This window comes from Flavobacterium sp. B330r (assembly GCF_056824325.1).
In genome coordinates this window covers 2,385,178-2,407,380 of record NZ_CP124860.1, presented here as the reverse complement: position 1 = coordinate 2,407,380, position 22,203 = coordinate 2,385,178, and the positions used below count along the sequence as shown (strand labels likewise).

The window sequence follows — 22,203 nt, the reverse complement described above, 5'->3', positions numbered from 1 at the left end:
ACCAACGAATTGTTCCTAACGGAACATATAATTATTTTAATGAATGGTTTCTTTTGATAGAAATTCTTCGTAAAATCCTTTTAGTTTATTGCTTTCGCGGACAACCTCGCCCAAAACAATAATGGCTGGTGAACCTAATTCTTTTTCTTTTACAACTTCTAAAATCGAATCTACAGTTCCAACGCCTATTTTTTCTTCCGCTGTTGTTCCGTTTTGGATGATCGCAACTGGTAAATTTCCTTTATCTTCTTTTTGAAACAAATCGATGATTTGAGGCAATTTGTGCATTCCCATCAAAATCACAACTGTTGCTGATGATTGCGCCGCTAAAGCCACGTCTGAAGATAATTTTCTATCAGATGTTGTTCCTGTAATAGCCCAAAAGCTTTCTGAAACGCCTCTTTTTGTTATTGAAATTCCCTGACTTGCAGGAACGGCAACTACAGATGAAATTCCTGGAACAACAATGGTTTCAATTCCGAAACTTTCTGCAAATTCCACTTCTTCACCACCTCTTCCAAAAATAAATGGATCCCCGCCTTTTAATCGAACTACGTTTCCGTAAGTCAAAGCATTATCTACAATCAATTGATTGATTTGATCCTGCGTATAAGCATGATTTCCGATTCTTTTTCCAACAAAAATTCGAATCGCATTTTTAGGCGCGTAGTCCAGAATTTCTTCGTTGGCCAAAGCGTCGTATAAAACCACATTTGCTTCAGCCAATACTTTTACAGCTTTTAGCGTAAGTAAATCGGGATCGCCCGGACCTGCACCGACTAAAGTTATTTTGGGTTTTATATTATGCATTTGCTAATTCCTGTGCTCTGAAAGTTTCGATTTTGTCAAAGAAAACTGTTGCTTGTGCAATGTACTCTTTAGCGAAAGCTTCAGATGGTTCATTTTTATTGATTTGGTAAACCAAGTCTTTAAAAGTTGAATTCAATTCTATTTTACTAGTTTCGATAAAAACAGTATCAAACAAGTCTACAATTCCTGCATGATGATTTGTTTTTTGGTTTTCTGACAATAACAAAGCTTTTGCTCCATTTACAAATCCTGCATAAGCATGATAGATTGCATCTGACCATTTTTTCTCGTCGAAAGATTCTTGAGCCAAAATCAATTTCTCTTTCGCTTCAAACAATAATGTCGCTACTAAATCAATCACTACCCCAGCACATTCTCCAACTCCAACTGCTTTTACGTAATTGTCTGCATTACCCCAATCCACAAAATCAGCTTCTGTTAAATTGGTTACGTCTGCGAAAGGTTTTAAGATTTCGTAGAAATATTTTTCTCCTTTCAGATCGTAATAGTTTAGGAATTTTTCTCCGTTTGCATTGGCATCAAAATCATTTAAGATGGTACGCAAAGCATCTGGTCCTCTACGGCTTGGAATTTTGATTACTTTATCGGCAAAACGTCCTGCTCCGTTTCCTAATCTTCCTCCGCCTAATAAAACCTGTAACGCTGGAGCAACCAGTTTTCCTGAGTTAATAGACATTCCTTGGAATCCGATTGCAGACATATTGTGCTGTCCGCAAGCATTCATACAACCAGAAATTTTAATTTCGATTTCGCGATTGTTTAAATACTGAGGATATTCAGCCGTTAAAACTCTTTCTAATTCTTCTGCAATACCGGTACTACTTGCAATCCCCAAGTTGCAAGTATCAGTACCCGGACATGCCGTAATATCTCCAACTGAATTATATCCTAACTGAACAAAATCCAATTTGGCTAATTCTTGGTAAAAGAATGGTAAATTCTCTTCTTTTACGTGACGTATTACAATATTTTGACGCAATGAAAAACGTAATTCATTTGCTGCGTAATTTTTAATTAAAGCGGCTAATAATCTGGCTTTATCAGTATAAAAATCACCTAATAAGACTTTGATTCCGATAGCATAATAACCGTCTTGTTTCTGCTTAATTACATTCGATTTTTTCCATGCTTCATATGCTTCTGTATCTTCGATTGTAACTTGCGGAACTTCTAAAACTGGTTCTGGAATTGGACCGTCAAAAGCGGTTGTATCAATTTCGTATGTTTCAAAAGCGATGGCTTTTTTCTCTTTTTCAACCAAATCAAGAAAAGCATCTTTCCCCATTTCTTTGATTAAGAATTTCATACGCGCTTTCATTCTTTTTGCACGTTCTCCGTATCTGTCGAAAATACGGATGATTCCTTCTGCTGTTGGGATGATTTCGTTTACCGGAACAAACTCCGAAAGTAATTCAGCATGTGCTGGCTGAGATCCTAAACCTCCTCCAAACATGATTTTAAATCCACGTTGTCCGTCCTTAATTTTCGGAATAAATCCTAAATCGTGCAAGTAACTCAAAGCAGTATCTTCGTCTGAAGAAGAGAACGAAATTTTAAATTTACGTCCCATTTCCTGACAAATTGGATTTCTTAACAGATATTGAAAAAGTCCGTGTGCATAAGGCGAAACATCAAATGGTTCGTTTACGTCAACTCCAGCCAATTCGCTTCCTGTAATATTTCTCACTGTGTTTCCACAAGCTTCACGAAGTGTGATATCGTCTTTAGCCAAATCTGCCCAAAGTTCTGGTGTTCTGTCTAAACTCACGTAGTGAATCTGAATATCCTGACGTGTTGTAATATGCAAACGTCCTGTAGAATATTCATCAGAAACCTGCGTGATACGCACTAATTGCTCGCTGGTCACTTTACCATAAGGCAATTTGATACGAATCATCTGAACGCCTTCCTGACGCTGACCATAAATTCCACGCGCTAAACGAAGACTACGAAAACGCTCATCATCAATTTTTCCTCCACGGAATAAGTGAATCTTTTTTTCTAATTCGATAATCTCCTTCTGAACTACCGGATTTTCTATTTCTGTTCTAAAACTTTCCATTTCTCTTTTGAGTTTTTGGTTGTCGGTTGCTGGTTGTTGGTTGTTGGCTCTAAAAACCATCAACTATCAACTAAAAACCATCAACTATCTAATGAATCCTACTCCTGCTGTTGTGTTAGTTGCTGTATCAATTAAGATGAAAGCTCCGTTTGATTTGTTTTCGTTGTACGAATCAAAATATAACGGTTTGCTTAATTTGATCGTTACTTCTCCAATTTCGTTAATAGCTAATTGAGAAGCTTCTGTTGTTCCTGAGTAATCTGTTGCAATCGTATTTTTGATGCTTTCTACTTTTGCTAACACTCTGTTTGTATTGTGTTGTACCAAATATTTAGTTCCTGGAACCAGTTTTTTACTGTCCATCCAGCAAACTGTCGTAGTAATATCTTTTTCAATTTTTGGAAGCTCGCTTGATTTTACAATCATGTCACCTCTTGTTACATTGATATCATTTTCTAATTCGATTGTAATTGAAGAACCTGCAACGGCTTCATCAAATGTTTTATCGAAAAAGTGAATTTTAGATACTTTTGATTCTGTTAAAGAAGGAAGAACCGTTACGGCATCTCCAACTTTAATTGAGTTTCCGTATAATTTTCCTGCGTAACCTCTAAAATCGTGGTATTCTTCAGTTTTTGGACGAATCACTGTTTGAACCGGAAAACGTGCTTTACCTGCTTCAAAAACATCAGAAGCATGTAATCCTTCTAAATGTTCCAATACTGTTTGTCCGTCATACCAAGGCATATTTTCTGATTTATCAACCACGTTTCCACCGTTGATTGCACTTAAAGGAATGTAACTTACATTTTGTTCCTTGAAAGTACTTTTTGCATTTAATGCCTGAAAATCAGCTTTGATTTTATTGAAAACTTCTTCTGAGTAATCTACTAAGTCCATTTTGTTGATGGCAACGATTACTTCTTTTACTCTCAATAAATTATTGATAAAAAAGTGACGGTAAGTCTGCTCAATTACCCCTTTTCTAGCATCAATCAAAATGATAGAAACCTGAGAAGTTGAAGCTCCTGTAACCATGTTTCTAGTATATTCTACGTGCCCTGGAGTATCGGCAATAATGTAACTTTTCTTTGCAGTCGAAAAATAAATGTGCGCAACATCAATCGTGATTCCTTGTTCTCTTTCTGCTACTAAACCATCAGTTGCCAAAGAAAAATCAAGGTAATCGTATCCTTTTTGTTTACTGCTTTTTTCGATTGCTTCTATCTTATCAGTCGTCAATGATTTTGTATCGTACAATAATCTCCCGATCAAAGTACTTTTTCCGTCATCTACACTTCCTGCTGTTGCTATTTTTAAAACGTCCATCTTATTTTGTTTCAAGTTTTAAAAGTTTCAGGTTTCAAGTTTTCAACCTTACTTTTAAATATTTTGTTTTTTTGAATCTTTGAATTTTACTCCGTTGTTAACCTCTTACAATCAACTCCTTACATCTAACTTTTAACTTCTTACCAAAAATTAAAAGTATCCTTGTTGTTTTCTCTTTTCCATTGCAGCTTCAGAACGTTTATCATCGATTCTGGCACCTCTTTCAGAAATAGTTGATGATCTGATTTCTCCAACTACTTCTTCGATTGTTGCTGCGTAAGATTCAACTGCCGCTGTACAACTCATATCTCCAACGGTTCTGAAGCGAACAATTCTTTCTTCGATTTGTTCGTCTTCTTCCTGATACACAAAAGGAGAATGCGACCAGATTAAACCGTCTCTCAAAAAAACTTTTCTTTTATGTGAGAAATAGATTGATGGAATTTCGATGTGTTCTTTTTCGATATAACTCCAAACATCTAATTCTGTCCAGTTTGAAATTGGGAAAACACGAACGTTTTGTCCATTTTCAATTTTTCCATTCAAAATATCAAACAATTCAGGTCTTTGATTTTTTTCGTCCCATTGTCCGAAATCATCACGAACCGAGAAAATACGTTCTTTCGCTCTTGCTTTTTCCTCGTCACGACGTGCGCCTCCAATACAAGCATCAAACTTAAATTCTTCAATTGCATCTAAAAGTGTTGTTGTTTGTAAGCTGTTACGGCTTGAATATTTTCCAGTTTCTTCAACCACTTTTCCTTCATCAATAGCATCCTGAACATTACGAACGATTAGCTCTAAACCTAATTCTTCTACCAATTTATCTCTGAAAGCAATTGTTTCAGGGAAATTGTGTCCCGTATCAACGTGTAATAGAGGAAACGGAATCTTAGCAGGGAAAAATGCTTTTTGCGCTAAACGCACTAATGTGATAGAATCTTTTCCTCCTGAGAAAAGTAAAACCGGTTTGTCAAACTGTGAAATTACTTCTCTGAAAATGTATATCGCTTCACTCTCTAAAGCGTTTGTTTTTAATACTGAACTCATTGTTTTTTTGTTTGATATTTTTTAGTTTCAAGTTTTAAGTTTCAGGTTTCAAGTTGCCTGATCTAAAAATCTCCACTCTTTATTCTATAATCTATATTCTATTCTCTGCAGAAGTCTTGCCTCTTGCTTCTTCCTTCTATTTACTCTTTTTTCGCACTGTGAAGTCCACATTCTTTATGGCTTGATTCCCACCACCATCTTCCGGCTCTGATATCTTCACCTGGGAAAATAGCTCTCGTACAAGGTGCACATCCAATACTTACGAAACCTTGTTTGTGCAATGCATTTTGAGGAACATTGTTTTCGGATAAATACGTTTCAACTTCTTCTAAAGTCCATTTTAGCAACGGATTGAATTTGATGATTTCGAAGTTTCCGTCATATTCAAACAAACTTAAATCGTGTCTGTTTTCTGATTGTTCTGCTCTTAAACCTGTAATCCAAACTGAGTTTCCTGCCAAAGCTTTTCTTAACGGAACCACTTTTCGAATAAAACAGCACTCTTTTCTGTTTTCAACCGAATCGTAAAAGCTATTGGGCCCTTTTGTTTTCAGAAGATTTTCTACTGAAGCAGCTTCTGGGAAAAAAACTTCGATTGGTCTTTTGTATTTTTTTAATGTTTTATGAAAAACATCGTAAGTTTCCTGAAATAATCTTCCAGTGTCTAAAGTAAATACCGTAATATCTGTATTACTTTTTGCAATAAAATCAGTAATTACCTGATCTTCCTGACCGAAAGATGTCGAAAAAATTACTTTTCCTGGAAACTCTTTTGATAAAAAAACTAAGGTTTCGTCAAGCGAAAGAGCTGCAGTTTTCTCTAATAATTCTTGTACAATAATCGCACTCATAATCTCTCCTTTCTAAAATTATCTTTTACAATAATTTAGATAATGTTTTTAAACTCAATATTATAATTAGAACTCCAACTGCAACCATCATTGGTTTTCTTTTGATTCTATTTACCAAATAAGCTGCTATTGGCGCTGAAATAACTCCTCCTAAAATCAATCCGATAATGATCTGCCAACCGTGAATTCCGCCAAAAAGCATGAAAGTAATTCCGCTTGCAAATGAAATGGCAAACTCGGCCGCATTCACAGAACCTATGGTATATTTCGGATTTCTTCCTCTTCCTAACAATGTTGAAGTCACAATTGGCCCCCAGCCTCCTCCTCCAACAGAATCCATGAAACCTCCAAACACTGCCAAAACTCCTAGTTTCTTAGTTTTCTTTTTAACAACACTTTTTCTCAAAGCTTTTCTGATAATTACAACTGCCAGAATAATCATGTAAACCGCAATAAAAGGCTTAATAATATCTCCGTCAATAACATCTGATAATAAATAAGCTCCTGTAATTGATCCTAAAACTCCTGGAATCAATAAATGTTTAACCAATTTTTTATTGATGTTTCCAAAACGGTGGTGCGAAAGCGCCGATGCTCCAGTTGTAAACATTTCTGAAACGTGAACTGCCGTACTGCTCAAAACTGGCGAAACTCCATAAGCCAATAAAAATGACGTAGAAGTTGCTCCATATCCCATCCCTAAAGCACCATCTACCAATTGAGCAAAAGCACCAATTAAAAAAAACGCTAAAAGATTTTCATCAAGCCCCTGAACAAAACCATCCCACGAAAATTCAGCGTGATGATTATAAATTAATGTAACTGCCAAACCTAACAATAAAACAACAGGTATTACAACCCACAATTTTTCCTTTAATAAAGAATCAGACTTTACTATCGTGTTGTTTAACTTAAGTTCATTTTCCATATTTTAAGAATTGTTTTTGTTCTTAAAAATCCATTACCCTATCGGCTTAGTAGATTACTTTACAAAAGTACTATATATTTCGAAATATCAAAACAATATATTTACTTTTTTACATAAGCTATCCTCTTATAAACCAAGTTAAAAGAGATTTAAAAAAGAATTAGTGATTATTTTAACAAATTAAATGCTGCCTCTTACTATTTTAACAACATGTTCCAATTTTGTGATCCACAAAAATACACATTTAATCTCTACAAAATCTATAGGATAATTATAAAATTGTTATTATTTTAGCGGCAAATAATTTTTCATGGATTTTCAGATCGGTCTTGTAATAGCAGGTTTAGCAGTTGGTTTTATTGTTGGGTTAACAGGTGTTGGAGGAGGCTCTTTAATGACTCCTATTTTATTATATTTCGGCATTTCTCCAACAACCGCAGTAGGAACCGATTTACTATACGCTGCTTTTACCAAAGCTGGAGGAATATTTGTACACAATAAAAAAGGGAACATCAACTGGAAAATCACGGGCTGGCTGACTTTAGGTAGCGTTCCCGCCGCTTTAGTAACTTTATGGATTTTACATAGCATTAAAACCGACATAGAAACTATAAATAGGGTTATTAAGTATAGTTTAGGATGGGCTTTACTGTTTACTTCTATAGCGATTATATTCAAAAAGAAACTTTTAGTTTTTTCTCAAAAACATGCTGGAGATAAATTTCATAGTGAAAGCACTACACAAAACATGCTTACCATTGGAATTGGAGTTTTATTAGGAGCAACCGTAACTTTAACCTCTATTGGCGCTGGAGCATTAGGCACTGTAACTTTATTTTTCCTTTATCCATTATTACCAACTCCTCGTTTAGTTGGAACCGAAATTGCACATGCTGTTCCTTTAACTTTAGTAGCTGGAATTGGCCATGCTTCTATGGGGAATTTAGATTTAGGATTATTGGGTCAATTATTAATGGGATCACTTCCTGGAATATACATGGGAAGTATGCTAAGCGGAAAAGTGCCAGATCAATTTCTAAGAAATGCAATCGCAGTAATGCTTTTCTTAGCTGGATACAAATTGATATTTTAATCGTCATAAACAAAACAAAAGACCATTTCAAATTTAGAAATGGTCTTTTGTTTTATAAATTAAAGTATTTTCTAAAATGCAATGTCTGCCAAAGAATTACTTTCTAATATTTTAAGTGTATTATCACGAACTTCTGTCATTAAACGTCTAGCAGCACAAGTTGATTCATCATCGCAATCGTCACATCTTTCGTAAAAATTATGACTTGCACAAGGCAGTAACGCAATTGGACCTTCAAGAATTCGGTACACTTTGGCCATGCTGATATCTTTCGGATCTTTTATCAGATAATAACCTCCGCCTTTTCCTTTTTTAGCACCAAGGAAACCTGAGTTTCTTAACAGCAGTAAAATACTTTCTAAAAATTTTATCGAAATATGTTCGCTTTTCGCAATTTCAGCTATTTGTACCGGTTCATTATTCTCACGTCTGGCTAAATAAGTTAAAGCTTTAATTCCGTATTTTGTTTTCTTTGAAAGCACTAATGTAAAATTTTGATTGCAGAATTTAATTTCAAATCAAACTCTTGCAAATTATTGAATAACAAAAGTATGCTTTTTGTTTGAACTATCACAAAGAATAAAGTTAAATTCTACTAAATCTATCAGATTACTTCGTTAAGTTCATTTCAGACACACAAAAATAGGCTTTTTATATAAACCAGAAAAAAGACGATTTTCAATAGTAAAACTTACTATCAAAAATCGTCTTTATATATAGAAATCTAAAATCTTAAGTCTAAAATTTAAAATTTAAGAAAGTGCTTGTTTTAAATCTGCAATTACATCTTCAACAGTCTCCAAACCAACAGAAACACGAACCAAACCTTGCGTGATTCCCACTGCTAATTGATCTTCTTCAGATAATTTGCTGTGTGTTGTTGAAGCCGGATGCGTAACAATTGTTCTTGTATCTCCAATATTAGCAGATAATGAGCAAAGTTGAATTGAGTTCAAGAATTTTCTTCCTGCTTCGATTCCGCCTTTAATTTCGAATGCGATGATGTTTCCACCAGCTTTCATTTGCTTTTTAGCAATTTCATATTGTGGATGCGATTTCAAGAACGGGTATTTTACACTGTTTACATTTGGATGGCTTTCTAAAAATTCAGCTACTTTTAGAGCATTTTCACAGTGTCTATCAACACGAACTGCTAATGTTTCTAAACTTTTTGAAAGAACCCAAGCATTAAATGGTGATAAAGCTGGTCCTGTATTTCTAGAGAACAAATAAATCTGTCTGATTAACTCTGCATCTCCAACTGTTACTCCACCTAAAACGCGTCCTTGTCCATCAATTAATTTTGTTGCTGAATGGATAACCAAATGCGCTCCAAATTTAATTGGCTGTTGTAAATATGGTGTTGCAAAACAGTTGTCGATTATTAAAATCAAATTGTGTTTTTTAGCAATATTTCCTAACAATTCTAAGTCAATTACATCAACTCCTGGATTTGTTGGAGATTCGGCGTATAATATTTTGGTATTGGGCTTAATAAAGCTTTCGATTGTTTCTGGCTTATTAATTTCGAAATAAGAAGTTTCGATATTCCATTTTGGAAAATAAGTCATAAACAAAGCGTGAGTAGAACCAAAAACACTGCTTGCAGAAACAATATGATCTCCAGAATTTAACAAAGCTGCAAAAGTAGAATATACTGCCGCCATTCCTGTTGCAAAAGCATAACCAGACTCAGCCCCTTCCATTTTACAGATCTTATCTACAAACTCCGAAGTGTTTGGATTACTGAAACGGCTATAAATATTTCTTTCTTTTTCTTCTGTAAAAGAAGCCCTCATATCTTCAGCATCTTCAAAAACGAAGCTTGATGAAAGGTACAAAGGCACCGAATGTTCTAAATATTGTGATCTCTCTAATTGTGTTCTAATGGCTTGTGTTTCAAAACCAAATTCTTCTGTATTCATTGTGTGTTGTTTTTTGTTTTTTTGTTTAAAGTTTAAAGTTTCAGGTTTTAAAAACTGAAACCTAAACTAAAACAAGTCAATTATTTATGCGCAATCTGAGCATTTTGTAATTATCTAATTGACTAATTATCTAATTTATAAAGCTTCGTTATTCAAGACAACTTTGTACTTAATAGTTGCCGTTGGCTCAACCGTTTTAGCTACCGAACAGTATTTCTCGAAAGAAAGCTGTGCTGCTTTTTTTGCTTTTTCTGGGTTGATTTCTCCTTCTAAATAAAAAACCACATCGATTTCTTTAAAAGGTTTTGCTTCTTCGATTTGAACTCGTGTTCCTTCAACTTCAGCATTAAAAGAAGTAATTTCCTGACGCTGTTTTTTTAAGATCGAAATCATATCAATAGCGCTGCATCCAGCAACTCCCATTAATACCAATTCCATTGGGCTTGCACCTAAATCGCTTCCGCCAAATTCGGCTCTGCTGTCAACGTCAACTACGTGTCCGCGTTCATTTTTTACTTTAAAATGAAATGCGTCATTTACTCTGTTTAAACTTACTTTCATTGTGTTGTTATTTTTTTGTTTTTTTTATTCTGTATTTGAATCAATATTTTTTGTTCTTTCAATAACATTGATTTTGTTTTCTATATTAATATGAAAATAGTCATTTAATAAAATAAGTAGACCTATTACCCATATAATTATTAATGCATGAATACGATATTTCAATATAAAACTATTCTCAATATTTCTATTTCTACTTTTCGCTATTAAAGGCAAAAAAATCAAAAAGAGAAGCAATGAATTCCACAATATTGAAAAAATCAACGTAAACATAATACTATCGTTCACACCAGGAATTACTATCGATTCTTTGTTGTCATCGGGATCAACATAAACCATAATTCTTTTGCTTTCTTTTAAAACAAGAAACAAAGTATCATGGTCTTCTACATTACTCAAACCGTAACCAAACCCGATTCTATTTCCCCAATATTTTTGCGCTCCTATTACATAAGAATATTTAATCGCAACTTCGTACGAAGTACTCCCTTTTCTAGAATATGAATTCATATCGACTTTTTCGATATTCGCTGGAACTTGGATCCAATTTTCAGCTTGCACTCCCTTTATGATAGTGTAGAAACTAAAAAACAAAGTTCCCAAGCCAACTATTACAAAAGGACCGAGAAATAATATTCCACAGCCCCAACCTTGCAAAAAAGTCTTAATTTTCAATTTCTATGTAAATCTAAAATTTCAATTATCCTTTATCAGACAATCTCAAAATATCTCCGAAAACCCCTCTTGCTGTTACTGCAGAACCTGCACCGGCTCCCTGAATAACGATTGGACGATCTCCGTATGATTCTGTATAAATTTCGAAGAAAGAATCAGAACCTTTTAATCCGCCCAATGCAGTATCTTTTGGTACTGAAACCAATTTTACTTCTAGATTTCCTTTGTCATTCTGCAAATCTCCAGACAACTCACCTATATATCTCAAGACATGGTTTGGCTGTTGCTCTGCTTTTATTTTAGCATAAATTGGATCGAATTCTTTTAATTTCGTCAAGAAATCGGCAGCACTTCCTTCACGTAAGTGTTCTGGAATTAAATTCTGAATTGAGATTTCTTCAAACTCATTTTGCAAATCTAATTCTCTAGCTAAAATTAATAATTTTCTACCAACATCATTTCCGCATAAATCCTCACGCGGATCTGGTTCTGTATATCCGTTATCAATTGCTTCTTGCAAGATTTCGCTAAAAGGCGCATCTTTCGCAGAAAAATTATTGAATAAATAACTTAATGTTCCCGAGAAAACTCCTTTAATTTTTGTGATATTTTCTCCCGAAAGGTGCAATAATTTAATGGTATCAATTAACGGCAATCCTGCACCAACATTCGTTTCATACAAATAATTCTTTTGGTTTTCTGCTAAAGCTTTTCTTAGTTCTTTATAAAAACCATACGTCAAAGTATTCGCTACTTTATTCGAAGAAATCAAATCGAAACTGCTTTCTACAAGCGGAATATAATTCTCAACGAAAGTCGCACTTGCTGTATTATCAATTGCAATTAAGTTTTCTAAATGATGTTCGTTTGCGTAAGTAATAATATCTTTAATCGTGTAAGCTTCGCCTTTTGTTTGAATATCATTTTTCCAGTTATCTGTAACACCATATTTGTTTAAAAGCAGCTTTTTAGAATTTGCGATAGCAAAAACATTCAGCTTAATATCTTTACGTTTTTCGATTGCTGCAGCCGATTCTAAAATTTGATTAATCAAAGTTCCTCCTACTAGTCCATGACCGAAAATAGCAATGTTGATCTTTTTCGAAACTCCAAAAATCTCTCCGTGAATTACATTTAAAGCTTTATTTAATTCTTCTTTTTTAACAACCAAACTCACGTTTTTTCCCGTTACGGTGTTGTTAAACAAAATCGGAACAATTTTATTTTTAATTAAAGCGGTGTATGGTTTATGGAAAGTACTCAAATCTTGTCCGATTATCGAAATTACCGATACATTATCTGTTACCGTAATCTGATTTACGTCTTTAGAATAGAAGTCATTTTCGAATTCTTTTTCTAATTCTACCATTGCAAGAGTAGCTTTTTCTGTTGCCACAACCAATCCGATTCCTCTTTCTGAAGAACCTTGCGAAATGATACTTACACTGATATTGTGATCTCCCATTACTTTAAAAATTCGAGCATCAACTCCTGCTTTTCCAAGTAATCCACGTCCTTCAAGATTTACAAGAGAGACATTTTCTAAAACAGAAAGCGTTTTAATTCCTTCTTTAGAAGAATCAGATGTAATTAAAGTTCCACGGTTTTCGTGGTTGAAAGTATTTAAAATACGAAGCGGAATATTCTTTTCTAACAAAGGAATAATTGTCTTCGCATGAAGAATCGTTGCACCAAAATTTGCCAGCTCATTTGCTTCATTGAAAGATAAATATTCAATCTTCTTAGCATCGGCAACCAAATCTGGGTTTGCTGTATAGATTCCGTCTACGTGCGTGAAGTTTTGTAATTCTTCTGCATTTAAATAATTTGCGATTAACGAAGCGGTATAGTTACTGCCATTTCTACCTAAAGTAGTTGTGTCGTTGTTGTTGTTTGAGCCAATGAAGCCTGTAACTATATTAACCGTTTCGCCGTTATGTTCTTTAAAATAATTTACTACGTTTTTCTTTGAAAGCTGTTCTAAAGGCTGAGCATCGCCAAATTTAGAATCTGTTTTCAACAAATCTCTTGTATCTACAAAATTGGCAGGAATTCCTTTTTCCAATAAAATTGCTGTCAATAATTTAGCCGAAAGCAATTCTCCTTTTGACAAAATCTGATCTTTGATTTTTTTGCTGTAATCTCCAATTAAACTTACGCCTTCAAAAAGTTTGTCTAATACATTAAATTCTTCCGATAAATCAACATTCGGATAATCTGATATTTGATATTTTTTAAAATTCTCTAACAATTCTTTGTAACTGCCATTTTTAGCAGCAATACTCAAAATAAACTCTAATTCGTCTGTAGCATTTCCGCGTGCAGAAACCACAACGGCAATTTTTTCACCTTGACTTACTTTATCAGAAATGATTGAAACAACTTTGTTAAGTCCTTCTCCGTTTGCTAACGATTTACCTCCAAATTTTAATACTTTCATTTTATTTCTTTATTGTTTCTGCCTTAAAAATATCGGCAAGTAAATGATCTAATTGTTTGTACTCGATTAAAAAAGCGTCATGTCCGTGAACCGAATCAATTTCGCTATAGAAAACATTATCTTTAAATTTCTTCAATTCCTCGTAGGTTTCTACATTCTCCTTAGCTGTAAAAAACAAATCCGAATTGATTCCGACAATATGAATTGACGCTTTTGTTTTAGACAATAAGTTTTCAAAACTTTCACTATTTCTAGTAATATCAATTGTTTTAAGCAACTGATTCATTAATTTATAAGAAGACAATTGAAATCTTTTCTGCAATTTTTTCCCGTGATGTGCCAGCCAGCTTTCGATATTAAAAATCAAAAGATCTTGGTTGATCGTACGCTGAAATTTTTCTTTGAAAGATTCTGGCGAACGGTAACAAAGCATTGCATGTATTCTGGCATCTTCAATTGGTTTCGAAGAATTATTGAGAATTTGCTCTTGTAAAAAGCAATTTGCAATAAGCCAATCAGTAGATTTCCAATCACTCGCAATCGGAATAAGGTTTTCTGTAATATTTGGCGATAAAACTAAAATTTCCCAAGCAATTCCACCTCCAACAGAACCTCCAATAACCGCAAAAAGCTTTTCTATATTTAGAGTTTTTAAACCTTCGATAAAGATTTTGGCAATGTCTCTAGCCGTAAAATCTAAATAGTTGTCAATTAAAAAAGAATTGCTTCCGTTTCCTGGAATATCAAAAGCGAGAATGGTATAAACATCAGTATCAATGGTTTTACCTTTACCAATCAAGTCATTCCACCAGCCATTTTCGCCAGTAACTTGGGAATTTCCAGTTAAAGCATGATTAACCAAAACAATAGGCGCGCTGTGCAAAGGTTGTCCTGCCAGCGTAAAACTTAATGGTATAGAATGATAAGTTGCACCACTTTCTGTGATGAAATCTTGAATTATAATGGGATTTGGTATATTTTCCAATTTCAAATCTGTTGTATTATTGATTTGTATATGGAAATATTAGAAAGAAAAACTAGGTTTAACTAGAAAAAATCTTGTTGTTATCTTTCCACGTTTGGCGTGGTAGAATGTAGCACCTTCTTCGTTTTACCGAAGGGTTGCTAAGGCTTCATCGGGTCTAATCCCTCGTCCTTTCTTTATAACATTTCAATACGTGTTTGAACTTAACGAGTGCAAATTAACTACTAATTTCGCTAACAAACAAATTTTATCTAAAAGTGTTTGTTAAATTTCTGTGACATACTTTAGCAAAAACTATTATACGCAAAAATTTACCGAACAAAAATGCCCAGTAAAATTAAGCAGGTTTTCACCTAGTTTATGATGCTTTTCCGTTTAGATAAAAAGCGTTTCATTTTCTTTTGAATACATCAAAAACAATAAAGAGTTTGGTGCTTTTTTTGCAGCGCTTTTATCTTCCTCTGTGATTCCGAATCTTGGGTGAGCCAATTCGTTTGTTGGCGGCGGATTACTATTTTTTGTTCTTCTATTTTTAAATTTAGAAATTTTTTCTGCGAAGTAGTTCAATTTGCTCATGATATTAAGTTTTAGTTAAGTTGTGTTTTATAATCTTTATTTCTCGTTTATCTTTTTGTTAATTCGTTTTACCGAATAAAAAAACCCTTTTGGATTTTTAGATACCAAAAGGGTTTAAGTTTTTACACTCATGTATGCTTTTAGTATCAACAGACGTATGCGCAAATAAGCGCGACAGTAAACATCTTGTTCATCTGTAAGGATTTATTCATCTGTGATTTATATTGTATTTTTAAATTTTGCATTTCTGTTAAATTAAAAAGCCTCCTAATATTTCTATCGGAGGCTCTTACTATATTGTTATTGTATTCTTACAATTTTTTTAAGCAATAGACACCCCAGCCTCGGTCTTAACCGAAATGGCACAAAACATTTTGTTGACTTTTAAGTTCATTTGATTTCTAGTAGTTTTTGGGTATAACAAATATGCAAATATTTTTTTTATTACACAAATAAAATTCAAGAATTTAATTACAAAATTCGTTGAAAATGTGTTTTTTAACGACAAAAAACATCTTACAAAAACGAAAACGAAATAACAAAGGTAAAAAACTTACAAAAAAGCTAATTTTTTCTTCATGACTCCATTTGACAAATCAATTTATCAAAGAACTTTTTTCTCTTTTTTCTTTTTTTTAACTAAAAAATTAAAGCCAAACAGCTTCTTTACTCCTAATTCGCTCCGCAATTTTCAGAATATCGGTTATAATTCCTCTAGAAATCGCTTGTTTGCAAGGTGGAGCACTTTGAATTACGATCGGAATGTCTGCATAAGATTTAGTGAAAATTTCAAAAATGGCGTCAGAACCTTTCAATTGTCCGATTGGAGAATCTACTGGTTCCGAAATCAACTTAACTTCCAAAATGCCTTTTTCCACATCAAACTCACCCACATATCTCAATACATGATTTTCTGCTTGAGTAATTTTGGTGATTTTAAAAGATTTATCGAGAGCGTCTTTGTTTAGCACTCCGTTTTTCTCCAAATGCTCTTCGGTTATAAATGGCTTGATTTTAATGTCTGAAAGCTCAAAATCTTTTCCTATTTCTCTGGCCAAGATCAAAAGTTTTCTTGCAGTATCGTTTCCCGACAGATCTTCTTTAAAGTTTGACTTCATTAATCCTAAAAGACTCGCATCTTTTAAAACAGATGAAAACGAAACTTCTTCTGATGAAAATCGATTAAAAACATAACTTAGATTATCAGAGAAAACACCTCGAATTTTTGTGATTTTTTCGCCCGAATAGTACAAATCTCTTAAGGTTTGCAAAACGGGAATCCCAGTTTCAACAGAGGTTTCATACAAAAACTCTTTGCCATGCTTTTTAAGATCTGCTCGTAGTTCTTTATATAAGTCAATCGGGAGCGTATTGGCTTTTTTGTTTACCGCTACAATATTGAATCCGTTTTTGATTAGCGTGTTATAATGCTTTACCAATTCATCACTGGCAGTTGCATCTACGGCAATCAAGTTTTCAAATTCGTTTTCTTGTGCAAATCCGACAATATCTTCTACTTTAAAAGGAACTGCCAATTGTCTAAAATTGGTTTCCCAAGCATAACCAACACCTTCTTTCTCAAAAAAAGCAACCGTCGAATTGGTTATTATGGGAAAATGAAAATCGACATTTTTGCTTTCAAGAAAAAACTCCTGACTTTCGACAATCTGATTAATCAAAGTACTTCCGATATTTCCAATTCCAAAAAGGATAATGTTTATTTTAAGCTTTGACATAATTTCTATTTTTTAATTTTTGAAACCATATAAGAGATATGAGTTCATTTAATATTCCAACGTTTATCAGGTTAGAAGCACTACGGTTCGTCTCTACAAAATGCACTTATATTCCTTATAGGGTTTAAATTTTATAAAGATGCTTTTCATAAAAAATTACCTTTAGCAAAACCACTCGCTAAAGGCAATTTTTCAAACAAAAAACAAAAAAACCTAATTTTTATTGATGCTGAATTGAGAAAGCGAAACGCTCTCAAAAACAGTTTGCAAATCAGCAATCAAATCTTCAATATCTTCAATTCCCACAGACAGACGAATCAAATCTTTAGAAACTCCTGTTTCTATTTGTTCTTCATCTGTTAATTGCTGGTGCGTAGTACTTGCCGGGTGAATAATCAGCGATTTTGTATCGCCAATATTGGCTAGCAGAGAGAATAATTTAGTATCATCAACCACTTTTTTAGCAGCATCAAAACCTCCTTTTAATCCGAAAGTGATAATACCGCTTTGTCCTTCTGGCAGATATTCTTTGGCCAGATCATTATATTTACTCGATTTTAAACCTGGATAATTTACCCAAACCACCTCATCTTGTTTTTCTAACCATTCGGCTAGAGCCAAAGCATTTTCACTATGTTTCTTAATTCGAATGGGAAGTGTTTCTAATCCCTGAATAATCTGAAAAGCATTAAATGGACTTAAAGCAGCACCAAAATCACGCAAACCTTCAATTCGAGCTTTTGCAATAAAAGCTGCATTTCCTAAAGCTTCATGATATACTAATCCGTGGTATCCTGCAGATGGTTCGGTAAATTCAGGAAATTTTCCGTTTGCCCAATCAAAGTTTCCAGAATCAATGATAACGCCTCCTAATGAAGTTCCGTTTCCTGCGATATATTTAGTTAAGGAATGAATTACAATATCGGCACCATATTTAATTGGATTCAACAAATAAGGTGTCGCAACTGTATTATCTACTATAAATGGCACTTTGAATGCTTTGGCTTCTGCCGAAATTGCTTTTAAGTCTAATACATCTAATTTTGGATTTCCAAGAGACTCCACAAAGAAAGCTCTTGTATTTTCTTTTGCTGCTTTGGTAAAATTTTCAGGTTTTGAAGGATCTACAAATGTGGTAGTAATTCCTAATCTTGGCAAGGTAACTTTTAATAGATTGTAAGTTCCTCCGTATAAACTATTTGAAGCAACAATATGATCTCCCGCTTTTAAGAGTGTCAATAAAGTTGTTGAAATTGCAGATGCTCCAGAAGCAGTTACTACAGCTCCAATTCCGCCTTCAAGAGATGCCAGACGTTGTTCTAAAATATCGTTTGTCGGATTATTTAATCTAGTGTAGATAAATCCAGCTTCGGCAAGACCAAATAAATTGGCAGCATGATCTGCGTTATTAAACACATATGATGATGTCTGGTAAATAGGCACGGCTCTTGTTCCTGAATTTTTAGTAACGTCGTGACCTGCATGTAATGCGTTTGTTGCGAATTTTTGTGTACTCATGATTTCTTAGTTTTTAGGTATTTTTAATACGTTTATATATTGTTATATGTAATTGATATTAATATTGATATTGCAATTGAAATCGCTTTTAGAAGTTGCCATTGAATCTGAAATTGATTTAAGCCAAAATATCTTCAGCTTCTTCTTCAAGATCATATAGATGAAACAGTAATGATTTCTGCATTTTTATCTGCTGTGCAGGATCATATTTTGGAGTTTCAGTTGATACTTCTTCCGAATTATTATTTCTTAATAAGTATTGAAATGCGATTGTATTTATATCTAGTGTATTCATGATTTAAAATTTAAAATTTTGGAAATAAAAAAGCCCTTTCGGATGGCGACCAAAAGGGCTTATAGTTTAACTATAACAAAGATTGTCTCTTTCACTTTTGGCAACAGCAAATTGGGATGCACATTTGCATCATCTCACAACACATCATATTTCTTTTTGCTATTGTTTTCATTTTGATTTAAAATTTGAATTTGACTATTTTTTAAATTCGACTAATTCGATAGAGTAAATGTAATAAGTATTTTTTTAACGACCAAATTAAAATTGAAATTTTATACTTTTTTTTTAAAAAATCTCTTTCAAGCCTTTTAAATAAAGGCCTGAAAGAGCCTATTTTAATTAAAATTTAAAGCTTAAGCGGGCAAAACCAAATCTTCCGTTTAATCCGAATTGAGAAACTGCTCTTGAATAAGCAAACTGATTCGCATTTGTCAAATCTGTACTTGGCGCTGGCGACAAAGTTGGAGTTGTATTTGTAAAGGCAGGAGTTGCAGGATTATTTCTGTCCGGATAAACATCTCCTATATTATTCACTCCAATTGTAGCTCTTAAATGCTCGTTGATCTGATATCCTAAAGACAAATCGGTCACCAATTTTGCGCTGTATTCTGGATGTTCGTACACAGAAGAAAATCCGTCTAAATTAACATCTGTTGCTCCTGGATCTGTAACTTTTCCGAAATAGCTATTTCTTAAATAAATATCTAGTTTTTTAATGCTGAATGTTGTCATTAAGTTGGCTTTTACTTTCGGAATTGCTTCTTCCAAATACACTCGGCTTGATTCTGGGAAGAAAGAATAAATGTAAGGTTCTCCTCCTGCATTCACTATTGATTGCGGAATATGCAGATCTCCTACTCTTTTGGTTTCGTTGAAACTAAATGCAAAATCATTTTTAATGACAAAATCTTGAATTACATCGTATTTCTGAGAAATTACCAAATCAATTCCTTTTGTTTCAGAATCGATTCCGTTTGTCCAGAAAGAAGCTCTTTCTACACCCTTCAAATCAAATGCTTGCTGAAACAAAGTCAACGCCTCTGCCTGTTCTGGCGAAGTTGCAGCACCGATTTGTGCATCTGTAGGTCTAGAATATTGTCCAGACAGTACAATTCTGTCGTTGATTCTTGTAAAATAAGCATCAGTTGCAATGGTTATGTTAGCTTCAGGAATTTTGAATGTAAATCCTGTACTGATGCTTTTTGATTTTTCTGGTTTTAAACTTTCAATTCCAATACTTTTTGCTGCTTGTGAATCGTTGGTAAAATAACCCACTTGGTATGGAGAGCCGTTGATAAACTGAGTAGAGCTTGACTCAAAATATCTTTGCTGCAAAGAAGGCGCTCTAAAACCCGTTTGTCCAGAAATTCTCCAATTGATATTATCATTTAATTTTAAAAGAGAAGCTAGTTTGAATGTAACTGTATTTCCAAAATCTGAATAGTTTTCATAACGCGCAGCTCCATTTATAAGCCATTTTTCAGTGGCATTCAATTCTAAATCAATATAAGCGGCACCACTTTTTCTGTCTTTTTCTTTAGCATCAGAAGGCTGAAATCCTGAAAATCCTTGCGCTCCTGCTCCACGTTTGTTTCCGAAGAAGTCAGTTACAATCAATGGCGAATTGCTTGGCAAGATTCCTGAAACTAAATTTCCGTTTACATCATACAATCCGTAAGAAGCTTCTTCTCCTGCTTTAATTTGGTAATTTTCATATCTGAATTCACCTCCAAAAGCAACGTTCAACCCCGAAAGAACATCTAGTTTTTTACTAAAATCCAAATTGGTCGTACTTTGTAAAAACGAAACTTTTCCGGCATCAAAACTAAAAGGAGAATTGGTTCCTAAAGTTGCGTTGATGGAATTATTCACATCATAATTAAAAGAGTTTGTTCCTAAGTTGGTGCTTAAATCGGTATCAAACCCAAATAATTGTGTATTTACACCAACTGCTGCTGAAGCATCTAAAATTTTTGATTCAATTTCTGGCAAGAATCCGTTTTGATACACTTGCGTGAAAGTACCAGAACCATTTGGCAATCTATTGAACGCATACGATTTACCTCCTCTATAAGAAACCCCTCCAAAAGAATATAAAGAAGTGGTTTCGCTCAAAGGATATTTAGCATTAAAATACAATTGTCCTGCAGCCAATTCTGACTGCCCAACACTCATATTATAATCACTTCTCTGCTGGCCTCTGTAAGCCAATTCATTATTAGTTACGTCAAAATTTAAAGCCGTCTGCATTTGCGCAATTGTTGTTGCAGATGCAATAGCATTTTGTTGTGCTGTTGTAAAATAACCTACTTGCGGCGCATATTGTTTTAAAGAAGACAAAATCTGAGCCGAGTTTGCAGTCGTATTAATATTGCTAAACAAAGAGTTGATTTCTACTCCATTTTGCGCCGCTCTATTTTCAACGGCATTGTAAGCATTAAAAATTCCATTACTTCTTATTCCTGCTCTACTAGTTGCTTGTCTCGTCACCGCAGTTCCTGTAACATTTAAGAAACTTCCTGGTTTACCCAATGAAGTTCCGTAGTTTAAATCGATTTGGGCAGTTTGACCGTCTGCTCCTCCTTCAAAATTATTTGATCCCGAAGACAAATTGGCTCCATACTGAATTCCTCCTGTCAAATAATTAGCGTTTTTCTTTAGAACAATATTAATAACTCCCGCAATCGCATCAGAACCATATTGTGCGGCAGCTCCATCTCGTAAAACTTCTATTCTTTCTATGGCAAAAGACGGAATTGCATTTAAGTCTGTTCCTACAGATCCTCTTCCTGGCGATCCGTTTATGTTTACTAAAGCACTTGTATGCCTTCTTTTTCCGTTTACTAAAATTAAAACCTGATCGGGTCCTAATCCTCTTAATTGCGCAGGGTCAACGTGGTCTGTTGCATCTGCTGTAGATGTGGGGTTACTCGTAAACGACGGCGCAACATAATTTAAAATTTGAGTTACGCTCGTTTGCGGTGCTCCTTTTGTTATTTCTGATACGTTAAAAACATCAACCGGAACCGGCACATCTGTTTTAACTCTGTTTTTACTTCTTGATCCAATAATAGTAACTTCAGACAGTTCGTTGTTTTTTAAACTATCCTGCTCTTTTTTATTGTCCTGAGCATAAAGTCCTGAAAAAGTCACAAGACCTAAAACGATTAGTACATTTTTCTTCATTTCTTCTTTTACTGATTAATTATTGTTTTTGGCTTAAAAAAAATCTTACAGGTTTATTTTTGGCATAAAAAAAACCTCTGCGTTTCGGCAGAGGTTCTATTTATATTTTATTGAAAAATAATTACAATAGTGTCTCTGCGGATAACTCCGGCATCTTACAAG

Annotated in this window: 18 protein-coding genes and 1 riboswitch; of the genes, 1 reads left to right on the top strand and 17 read right to left on the bottom strand. The window is 34.1% G+C overall.

What is annotated here, in order from left to right:
• Window positions 1–36: 36 nt before the first annotated feature.
• The 6 genes from cobA to QLQ95_RS10875 all read right to left on the bottom strand — a co-directional run bounded on the left by cobA (window position 37) and on the right by QLQ95_RS10875 (window position 7,051).
• On the bottom strand, window positions 37–810 hold the full coding sequence (gene cobA, locus QLQ95_RS10900; protein ID WP_482503786.1) for a uroporphyrinogen-III C-methyltransferase: 774 nt from the start codon (window positions 808–810) through the stop codon (window positions 37–39).
• Window positions 803–2,893 (bottom strand): HEPN domain-containing protein, encoded by a 2,091-nt coding sequence (locus QLQ95_RS10895; protein ID WP_482503785.1) that lies wholly within the window; start codon window positions 2,891–2,893, stop codon window positions 803–805. The genes cobA and QLQ95_RS10895 overlap by 8 nt, the downstream gene beginning before the upstream one ends.
• An 84-nt stretch (window positions 2,894–2,977) precedes the next feature.
• Window positions 2,978–4,222: a sulfate adenylyltransferase subunit 1 gene (locus QLQ95_RS10890; protein ID WP_095928065.1), complete on the bottom strand. Its 1,245-nt coding sequence runs from the start codon at window positions 4,220–4,222 to the stop codon at window positions 2,978–2,980.
• A 150-nt stretch (window positions 4,223–4,372) separates the two neighbouring features.
• Window positions 4,373–5,272: a sulfate adenylyltransferase subunit CysD gene (cysD, locus tag QLQ95_RS10885; protein WP_017497285.1), complete on the bottom strand. Its 900-nt coding sequence runs from the start codon at window positions 5,270–5,272 to the stop codon at window positions 4,373–4,375.
• A 140-nt stretch (window positions 5,273–5,412) separates the two neighbouring features.
• Window positions 5,413–6,123 carry a phosphoadenylyl-sulfate reductase gene (locus QLQ95_RS10880; RefSeq protein ID WP_095928066.1) on the bottom strand — a complete coding sequence of 237 codons (711 nt, stop codon included), beginning with the start codon at window positions 6,121–6,123 and terminating at the stop codon, window positions 5,413–5,415.
• A gap of 25 nt (window positions 6,124–6,148) precedes the next feature.
• Window positions 6,149–7,051: a sulfite exporter TauE/SafE family protein gene (locus QLQ95_RS10875; protein ID WP_095928067.1), complete on the bottom strand. Its 903-nt coding sequence runs from the start codon at window positions 7,049–7,051 to the stop codon at window positions 6,149–6,151.
• Window positions 7,052–7,361: 310 nt separating this feature from the next.
• Between QLQ95_RS10875 and QLQ95_RS10870 the strand changes: the two genes are divergently transcribed.
• Window positions 7,362–8,144, top strand: coding sequence for a sulfite exporter TauE/SafE family protein (locus tag QLQ95_RS10870; RefSeq protein WP_095928068.1), 783 nt, complete (start codon window positions 7,362–7,364; stop codon window positions 8,142–8,144).
• 71 nt (window positions 8,145–8,215) lie between these two features.
• Here the strand turns inward: QLQ95_RS10870 and QLQ95_RS10865 are convergent, their stop codons facing one another.
• The 11 genes from QLQ95_RS10865 to QLQ95_RS10815 form a co-directional block, all read right to left on the bottom strand.
• The gene (locus QLQ95_RS10865; protein ID WP_008466594.1) at window positions 8,216–8,626 is read right to left on the bottom strand and encodes an RrF2 family transcriptional regulator; all 411 of its coding nucleotides are present in this window, start codon (window positions 8,624–8,626) and stop codon (window positions 8,216–8,218) included.
• Between the two features lie 270 nt (window positions 8,627–8,896).
• Window positions 8,897–10,069, bottom strand: coding sequence for a trans-sulfuration enzyme family protein (locus tag QLQ95_RS10860; RefSeq protein ID WP_095928205.1), 1,173 nt, complete (start codon window positions 10,067–10,069; stop codon window positions 8,897–8,899).
• A 135-nt stretch (window positions 10,070–10,204) separates the two neighbouring features.
• The gene (locus QLQ95_RS10855; protein ID WP_095928071.1) at window positions 10,205–10,630 is read right to left on the bottom strand and encodes an OsmC family protein; all 426 of its coding nucleotides are present in this window, start codon (window positions 10,628–10,630) and stop codon (window positions 10,205–10,207) included.
• 24 nt (window positions 10,631–10,654) lie between these two features.
• Window positions 10,655–11,305, bottom strand: coding sequence for a DUF3592 domain-containing protein (locus QLQ95_RS10850; protein ID WP_095928072.1), 651 nt, complete (start codon window positions 11,303–11,305; stop codon window positions 10,655–10,657).
• A 25-nt stretch (window positions 11,306–11,330) separates the two neighbouring features.
• Entirely contained in the window at window positions 11,331–13,745 is a 2,415-nt protein-coding gene (gene thrA / locus QLQ95_RS10845) for a bifunctional aspartate kinase/homoserine dehydrogenase I (RefSeq protein ID WP_320493407.1), read from the bottom strand.
• Between the two features lies 1 nt (window position 13,746).
• A complete protein-coding gene (locus tag QLQ95_RS10840) occupies window positions 13,747–14,730 on the bottom strand; it encodes an alpha/beta fold hydrolase (RefSeq protein ID WP_482503780.1) in 984 nt (327 codons plus the stop codon).
• A gap of 77 nt (window positions 14,731–14,807) precedes the next feature.
• A riboswitch (SAM riboswitch) is annotated at window positions 14,808–14,915 on the bottom strand.
• 190 nt (window positions 14,916–15,105) lie between these two features.
• Window positions 15,106–15,306 carry a hypothetical protein gene (locus QLQ95_RS10835; protein WP_095928075.1) on the bottom strand — a complete coding sequence of 67 codons (201 nt, stop codon included), beginning with the start codon at window positions 15,304–15,306 and terminating at the stop codon, window positions 15,106–15,108.
• A 647-nt stretch (window positions 15,307–15,953) separates the two neighbouring features.
• Window positions 15,954–17,042 (bottom strand): homoserine dehydrogenase family protein, encoded by a 1,089-nt coding sequence (locus QLQ95_RS10830; RefSeq protein ID WP_428237989.1) that lies wholly within the window; start codon window positions 17,040–17,042, stop codon window positions 15,954–15,956.
• A 213-nt stretch (window positions 17,043–17,255) separates the two neighbouring features.
• A complete protein-coding gene (locus tag QLQ95_RS10825; RefSeq protein ID WP_482503778.1) occupies window positions 17,256–18,560 on the bottom strand; it encodes an O-acetylhomoserine aminocarboxypropyltransferase/cysteine synthase family protein in 1,305 nt (434 codons plus the stop codon).
• A 118-nt stretch (window positions 18,561–18,678) separates the two neighbouring features.
• Window positions 18,679–18,855 (bottom strand): hypothetical protein, encoded by a 177-nt coding sequence (locus QLQ95_RS10820; protein ID WP_482503777.1) that lies wholly within the window; start codon window positions 18,853–18,855, stop codon window positions 18,679–18,681.
• Between the two features lie 339 nt (window positions 18,856–19,194).
• Window positions 19,195–22,041 carry a TonB-dependent receptor plug domain-containing protein gene (locus QLQ95_RS10815; protein WP_482503775.1) on the bottom strand — a complete coding sequence of 949 codons (2,847 nt, stop codon included), beginning with the start codon at window positions 22,039–22,041 and terminating at the stop codon, window positions 19,195–19,197.
• Between the last annotated feature and the right edge of the window lie 162 nt (window positions 22,042–22,203).